Consider the following 7,374-nt stretch of genomic DNA (forward strand, 5'->3'; position numbering starts at 1 on the left):
CTGGTGTGGTGCTGGTGACGGCTCCGGGGTGCCGGGGCCGCCGGGTGTTGCGGTGGGGGTACTGCCGGTGGAACGACCGCGAGCGGTGCGGTTTTCGTACTCCGGACTTCTGGCTCCGGGCGGTGGACAGGAAGTGTGACGTTCCCGGTGCCACACCGCCCGGAGAGTCTGTGGGGGTCCGGGGGCCTCGCGGCCCCCGGACCAGGCCGTCCTAGAGGGTGCCGGTGAGGGCTTCCGGACGGATCGGCGTCTTGTTGATCTCCAGACCGGTCGCCGCCCGGATCGCCGCGATCACGGCCGGGGTGGACGACAGGGTGGGGGCCTCGCCCATCCCGCGAAGGCCGTACGGCGCGTTCGGGTCGGCGAGCTCCAGGACGTCGACCGGGATGGTCGGGGTGTCGAGGATGGTCGGGATCAGGTAGTCCGTGAAGGAGGGGTTGCGCACCTTCGCGGTCTTCGGGTCCACGATGATCTCCTCCATGATCGCGACGCCCAGGCCCTGGGTGGTGCCACCCTGGATCTGGCCGACCACGGAGAGCATGTTCAGGGCCTTGCCGACGTCCTGCGCCGTCGCCAGCTCGACGACCTTCACCAGGCCGAGCTCGGTGTCCACCTCGACCACCGCGCGGTGGGCGGCGAAGGTGTACTGGACGTGGCCGTCGCCCTGGCCGGTCTTCAGGTCGAAGGCGACGGTCGGCCGGTGCCGGAACTCCAGCTCCAGGTCGATCGCGTCCTCGCCCTCCAGGACGTCGGCGAGGTCCGCGAGGACCTCTCCGCCGTCGGTGACGACCTTGCCGCCTTCGAGGAGCAGCTCGGCGGTCGCCCACGCGGGGTGGTAGGACCCGTTCTTGCGGCGGCCGATCTCCAGGACGGCCTCGCGGACGGCCTCGCAGGTGTTCTTCACGGCGCCACCGGTCATGTACGTCTGCCGCGAGGCGGACGTGGAACCGGCGGAGCCGACCTGCGTGTCGGCCGGGTGGATGGTCACCTGCGTGACGCCCAGCTCGGTACGGGCGATCTGCGCGTGGACGGTGACACCGCCCTGGCCGACCTCCGCCATGGCCGTGTGGACCATCGCGACGGGCTCGCCGTTGATGACCTCCAGGCGCACGCGGGCGGTGGAGTAGTCGTCGAACCCCTCGGAGAAGCCGACGTTCTTGATGCCGACCGCGTAGCCGATGCCGCGCACGACGCCCTCGCCGTGGGTGGTGTTGGAGAGGCCGCCCGGCAGTGCGCGGACGTCCGCGCCCTCGCCGGCGGTCTCCCACTGGCGCTCGGGCGGCAGCGGGCGGGCCTTGACCCGGCGCAGCAGCTCGGCGACGGGCGCCGGGGAGTCCACGACCTGGCCGGTGGGCATGATCGTGCCCATCTCCATGGCGTTGAGCTGGCGGAACTCGACCGGGTCCATGCCCAGCTTCGCCGCGAGCTTGTCCATCTGGGCCTCGTACGCGAAGCAGGCCTGGACGGCGCCGAAGCCGCGCATCGCGCCGCAGGGCGGGTTGTTCGTGTAGAGCGCGATCGCCTCGATGTCGACGTCCTCGAGGACGTACGGGCCGACCGACAGCGAGGAGGCGTTGCCCACGACCGCCGGGGAGGCGGACGCGTACGCGCCGCCGTCCAGGACGATCTTGCACTTCATGTGCGTGAGCTTGCCGTCCTTGGTGGCGCCGTGCTCGTAGTACAGCTTCGCCGGGTGGCGGTGCACGTGGCCGAAGAAGGACTCGAACCGGTTGTAGACGATCTTGACCGGCTTGTTCGTGGCCAGGGCCAGGAGGCAGGCGTGGATCTGCATCGAGATGTCCTCGCGGCCGCCGAAGGCACCGCCGACGCCCGAGAGCGTCATGCGGACCTTCTCCTCGGGGAGACCGAGGACGGGGGCGATCTGCTTGAGGTCCGAGTGCAGCCACTGGGTGGCGACGTAGAGGTCGACACCGCCGTCCTCGGCGGGCACGGCGAGGCCGGACTCCGGGCCGAGGAAGGCCTGGTCCTGCATGCCGAAGGTGTACTCGCCCTCGACGATGACGTCGGCGCGCTTGCGGGCCTCTTCCACGTTGCCGCGGATGATCGGCTGGCGGTGCACGATGTTGGGGTGCGGGACGTGACCGGAGTGGTGGTCGTCGCGGCCCGGGTGGATCAGCGGGGCGTCCGCGGCGAGGGCGGAGGCCTCGTCCGTGACGACCGGCAGCTCCCGGTAGTCGATCTTGATCTTGGCGGCCGCGCGGCGGGCGGTCTCCGGGTGGTCCGCGGCCACGAGGGCGACCGGCTCACCGTGGTGGCGCACCCGGCCGTTGGCGAGGACCGGGGTGTCCTGGATCTCCAGGCCGTAGTTCTTCATCTCGGCCGGCAGGTCGTCGTACGTGAGCACCGAGTAGACGCCCGGCATCGCGAGGGCCTCGGAGATGTCGATCGAGGCGATCTCGGCGTGGGCGACGGTGCTGCGCAGGGTCTGGCCCCACAGCATGTCCTCGTGCCACATGTCCGAGGAGTAAGCGAACTCACCGGTGACCTTGAGGGTGCCGTCCGGGCGGAGCGTGGACTCGCCGATGCCGCCCTTGTTGTGCTTCTGGGTGACGTTGGTCGGCGTGCCGGCCGGTACCGTGCGGGTGTTCTGAGCCATGGTCAGACCGCCTCTCCCTGACGTGCGGCCGCCAGGCGGACCGCGTCGAGGATCTTCTCGTAGCCCGTGCAGCGGCAGAGGTTGCCGGACAGGGCCTCACGGATGTCCTGGTCGGACGGGGAGCTGTTCTGTTCGAGCAGCGCGTCGGCCTGCACCAGCAGACCGGGGGTGCAGAAGCCGCACTGCACGGCGCCGGCGTCGATGAACGCCTGCTGGATGTTGGAGAGCTCCACGCCCTCACCGGTCTGCGAGTCGGCGGCCCGCGAGCGGAGCTCGCTGTTGGGCCCGTGCGCCTGCCACTGCTTCGCCGCGTCCAGGGTGACGCCGGCCTTGGAGCCGCAGCCGCCGCCGGTGCCGCAGGCACCGCCGTGACCGTGCTCCTCGCGCTGCTTGGCGAACTCCGCCAGGCCCTCGACGGTCACGACGTCGCGACCCTCGACCTGTCCGGCTGCCACCAGACAGGAACAGACCGGCACGCCGTCGAGACGGACGGTGCAGGAACCGCACTCGCCCTGCTCACAGGCGTTCTTCGAGCCCGGCAGGCCGAGCCGCTCGCGCAGCACGTAGAGGAGGGACTCGCCCTCCCAGACATCGTCGGCTTCCTGCTGACGGCCGTTGACGGTGAAATTGACGCGCATGATTACGCAGCCCCTTCGAGCGAGCGGCCGTGGCCGGTTCCGCGGTACTGCTCCCAGGTCCAGACGAGCTGGCGGCGAGCCATGATGCCGACCGCGTGACGGCGGTACTTCGCCGTGCCGCGGACGTCGTCGATCGGGTTGGCCGCGCCGGTGGCGAGGTCACCGAACTGCTTGGCGATCGACGGGGTGATGACCTTGCGGGACTCCCAGAAACCGCCCTCTTCGAGCGCGGCGTTCAGGAACTCCTCGGCGGCCTTCGCACGGATCGGGGTCGGCGCGGCCGATCCGATGCCCGTACGGACCGTGCGGGTCTCGGGGTGCAGCGCCAGGCCGAACGCGCAGACGGCGATGACCATCGCGTTGCGGGAGCCGACCTTGGAGTACTGCTGGGGACCGTCCGCCTTCTTCACGTGGATGGTCTTGATGAGCTCGTCGGCGGCGAGCGCGTTGCGCTTCACGCCGGTGTAGAACTCGTCGATCGGGATCAGGCGGGAGCCCCGTACGGACTCCACCTCGACCTCGGCACCCGCCGCGAGCAGCGCGGGGTGGGAGTCGCCGGCCGGCGAGGCGCAACCGAGGTTGCCGCCGACGCCGCCGCGGTTGCGGATCTGCGGGGACGCGACCGTGTGCGAGGCGAGCGCGAGACCCGGGAGCTCCGTCCGGAGGTTCTCCATGATCTGCGTGTACGGAACGGAGGCGCCCAGCCGGACCACGTCCTCGCCGACCTCCCACTCCCGCAGCAGACCGATGCGGTTCAGGTCCAGGAGGTACTCCGGCCGACGGTGGTCGAAGTTGATCTCGACCATGATGTCGGTGCCACCCGCAATCGGCACAGCTGTGGGGTACTCGGCCTTAGCGGCGAGTGCCTCCTCCCAGCTGGCGGGGCGAAGGAAGTCCATGTGCGGCTCTCTTCTTCTTCATCGTGTCGTTCACTTCAAGCCAGGAGGCCCTCGGGCCCTCGACTGGTCGTTCACGTGCTGTTAACGCGGTGTGGAGTCAGTACACAAGCCGTGCGTCCTTCGGGTGCAGTCACCGAAACCATGAAGGAGTTGGCTGGCGGCCTCCCTCGTCTTGTAGATTCGTATGAAAGGCAGGATGCAACGACCTGCCCGATTTCCAACGGCAACATTCGAGACAGATCGGCGGCGACACCATGCGGCTGCGCGCACTGCTGGAAACCGAGGCGCTGGGGCTGCGGCTGCTGGGCGGCGAGGACGAACTCGACCGGACGGTCCGCGGCGTCATGACGACCGACCTACGAGACCCCAGCCGGTACCTCACCGGGGGCGAACTCGTCCTCACCGGCCTGGCCTGGCGAAGAAATTCGGCCGACTCCGAGCCGTTCGTACGAATCCTCGCGAGCGCGGGCGTCGCGGGCCTCGCGGCCGGCGAGGCGGAGCTCGGGGACATCCCCGACGATCTCGTTTCAGCCTGTCGGCGCAACCGGCTGCCGTTGTTCGCCGTGAACGAAGACGTTGCATTCGCCACGATCACGGAGTACGTGGTGCGGCAGGTCTCCGGAGAGCGCGCCGGCGATCTCGCGGCCGTGGTCGACCGGCACCGCCGCCTGATGACGTCCGGCCCGGCGGGCGGTGGACCCGATGTGGTGCTCGATCTGCTCACCACCGACCTCGATCTGCGCGCCTGGGTGCTGTCCCCCACGGGCCGGCAGATCGCCGGAGCGGGCGAACCCCTGGCACCGGGCATCTGCGCGGCCCTGGCCGGAGAACACCTGGCGGCGGTCCGCACCGGGCGCAGGGGCCCGCACCGGATCTCCATCCAGGGTATTACCTACTCCCTCTTCCCGATCAGGGGAGCGGGCCGCGGCCCGGGCGCTCCCGGGGCCCGTGACGTGCGCGAGAGCGTGCTCTCGGACTGGCTGCTGGCCGTCGAGGCGGACGCCGGGGACTGGCCCGCCGAGCGGCTCGACCTGCTCCAGGGCGTCACCCAGCTGATCGCCGTCGAGCGGGACCGGCGCGATGCCGCCCGCACGGTGCGCCGCCGCCTCGCCCAGGAGGTGCTGGAGCTGGTCCAGACGGGTGCCCCGCCCGCCGAGATCGCCGCCCGCCTGCGGGTCGCGGCCCCGGTGCTGCTGCCCGGGCTGGGCAGCGCCCCGCACTGGCAGGTCGTCGTGGCGCGGGTCGACTGGGACGGCGGGGACATCCCCGGCGGCCCGGTGGCCCAGTCGCTGCTGGAGGAGATCCTGGTCGACCAGTCCGTCTCGGGGCCCGAGCCCTCGGACCGGATCGCCGTGGCCAACGCGGGCGACGAGGCCATCGCGCTCGTACCGCTGCCCGCGCTCGCCGCGGAGGCCGGCGAGGAGAAGGGCCCGGACCGCGCCCTGCACGCCGACGAGCTGCTCACCGTCGTACGGGAACCCCTGCAGGCGGGGCTGGCCGACGACGGCCGGCTCACCCTGGGCGTCAGCGCCGCCGTGCACTCCGCCGAGGGGCTGCGCGGGGCGCTGGAGGAGGCCCGGCACGCCCGCCGGGTCGCCGCGGCGCGCCCGGGCCGGGTCTGCGCCGCGGGCCACCACGAGCTGGCCTCGCACGTCCTGTTGCTGCCGTTCGTCCCGGACGACGTGCGCCGCGCCTTCACGGCCCGCCTGCTGGACCCGCTGCGGGACTACGACCGCCGCCACCGCGCGGAGCTCATCCCGACGCTGGAGGCGTTCTTGGACTGCGACGGCTCGTGGACGCGCTGCGCGACGCGGCTGCACCTCCACGTCAACACCCTGCGGTACCGGGTCGGGCGAATCGAGCAGTTGACGGGACGTGACCTCTCGCGGCTGGAGGACAAGCTCGACTTCTTCCTGGCACTGCGGATGAGCTGAGCGGATCCGGCCGGGGAGCCGCCCCGCGCGGCCGGGAGCCGGCGCGAGGCGGCGAGAGGGCGCCTGACACGTCGTCCGGACTTTGTGAAAGAGTTCACCCGACCCCTTGGCCGAAGGCTCCGATCCGTGCTCTCATTTCGCCCCAGGGCTCAACGACGTGCTGCTTGGTTGCTTTGGGGAGGGCAATGTGGCGGATACCGCCATGTCCGGTGCCGGATCTACCGGGGGAGACGACCCCCTCCAGCGGGCGATATGGCGGCTGCGCTCGCGCGGCTGTTGGACCGACGCGGCAGCCCTGCTGACGCCTCACCTGCACGACGCCGGCGCGGCCGTGCAGCGGACCGCGCTGCTGGTCGAGCGGTGCCTGTTCACCGGGCAGGGGTGGGCCGAGGCCGAGGACGCGCTGCGGGTCGCGGAGGCGGTGGCCCACGACGACGACGAGCGGGGCGCGGCGGCGTGCGAGCGCGGGCAGTTGGCGTACGCGGCGACCGTGCTCGGCGTCCGCGACCGCTCGGACGAGGCCCGTTCCGCACTGGGCCGGGCGGCGGCGCTGCTGTCCCCCGGGTCCCGGACGCGACCGCTGCTGGACTTCCGGCGGGGGCTGGTCGCGGAGCACCTGGCGGACGCCCCGCAGTCGGCCCGTCCGGCGTACCGCCGGGCCCACGCCGGGGCGCTGGCGCACGGGGACACCCTGCTGCTGTCCTTCACCTGGCGCCACCTGGCGGCGCTGTCCCTGCGGGACGGGGAGGTGGCGGAGGCCCGCAAGGGCTTCGCGGAGTCCCTGCGCATCCGGGAGGACCTGGGGTTCCTGATCGGCACGGCTCCCGCGCTGGCGGCTCTGGCCGAAGCCGAACCGGAACCGGAGGCGGCCCGCCTGCGCGCGGAGGCCCGCCGGCTGTTCCACCTCCTGGGCGGCATCCCGACCTGGCTGGCCGACCAGCTCCACCCGGACAAGTCCAGCCCCGCGGGCGTCTGAGGCGCGGGGGCTCAGCCCACGCCGAAATGAGGGCGCAGCAGCTGCTCCACGAGCGGGAGGTCGCCCGCGATCAGGGCCTCCAGCAGGGCCGTGTGCTCCGCCGCGTCCCGCACGAGCTCCGCCCGTCGCGCCCTCGGGGCCCCCGGCAGGGGCCACTGGGACCGGCGGTGCAGCTCCTGCGCCACGGAGACCAGCTGCTCGTTCCCGCCCAGGGAGAGCAGCTCCCGGTGGAAGGCCCGGTCCGCGTCCGCGTACCCCGCCAGGTCCCCCGCCGCGGCGGCCTCGGCGGCGGCGGCCGCCGCCGGCCGCA

General features: G+C 72.1%; 6 protein-coding genes. 2 read left to right on the top strand and 4 right to left on the bottom strand.

The annotated features are described in order from the left end of the window. Positions 1 to 211: 211 nt before the first annotated feature. Genes pucD through K7B10_RS10825 form a run of 3 tightly spaced genes read right to left on the bottom strand, consistent with a single transcriptional unit; the run spans position 212 to position 4,154 of the window. Positions 212 to 2,617 (bottom strand): xanthine dehydrogenase subunit D, encoded by a 2,406-nt coding sequence (pucD, locus tag K7B10_RS10815; RefSeq protein WP_229335905.1) that lies wholly within the window; start codon positions 2,615 to 2,617, stop codon positions 212 to 214. Positions 2,618 to 2,619: 2 nt separating this feature from the next. Next, a complete protein-coding gene (locus tag K7B10_RS10820; RefSeq protein ID WP_229335906.1) occupies positions 2,620 to 3,255 on the bottom strand; it encodes a (2Fe-2S)-binding protein in 636 nt (211 codons plus the stop codon). A 2-nt stretch (positions 3,256 to 3,257) separates the two neighbouring features. Beyond that, complete coding sequence (locus tag K7B10_RS10825) at positions 3,258 to 4,154, bottom strand: FAD binding domain-containing protein (RefSeq protein WP_134070163.1); 897 nt, start codon at positions 4,152 to 4,154, stop codon at positions 3,258 to 3,260. A 254-nt stretch (positions 4,155 to 4,408) separates the two neighbouring features. On the opposite strand from K7B10_RS10825, the gene K7B10_RS10830 reads away from it, so the two are divergent. Next, the gene (locus K7B10_RS10830) at positions 4,409 to 6,088 is read left to right on the top strand and encodes a PucR family transcriptional regulator (protein ID WP_229335907.1); all 1,680 of its coding nucleotides are present in this window, start codon (positions 4,409 to 4,411) and stop codon (positions 6,086 to 6,088) included. A 187-nt stretch (positions 6,089 to 6,275) separates the two neighbouring features. Beyond that, positions 6,276 to 7,064 carry a hypothetical protein gene (locus K7B10_RS10835; protein ID WP_229335908.1) on the top strand — a complete coding sequence of 263 codons (789 nt, stop codon included), beginning with the start codon at positions 6,276 to 6,278 and terminating at the stop codon, positions 7,062 to 7,064. A gap of 11 nt (positions 7,065 to 7,075) precedes the next feature. Here K7B10_RS10835 and K7B10_RS10840 read toward each other — a convergent pair. Beyond that, on the bottom strand, positions 7,076 to 7,374 hold a 299-nt coding region (locus K7B10_RS10840; protein ID WP_229335909.1), incomplete at its 5' end, for an FCD domain-containing protein.

Source organism: Streptomyces flavotricini, from assembly GCF_020639365.1.
GTDB classification, from domain to species: Bacteria; Actinomycetota; Actinomycetes; order Streptomycetales; family Streptomycetaceae; genus Streptomyces; species Streptomyces flavotricini.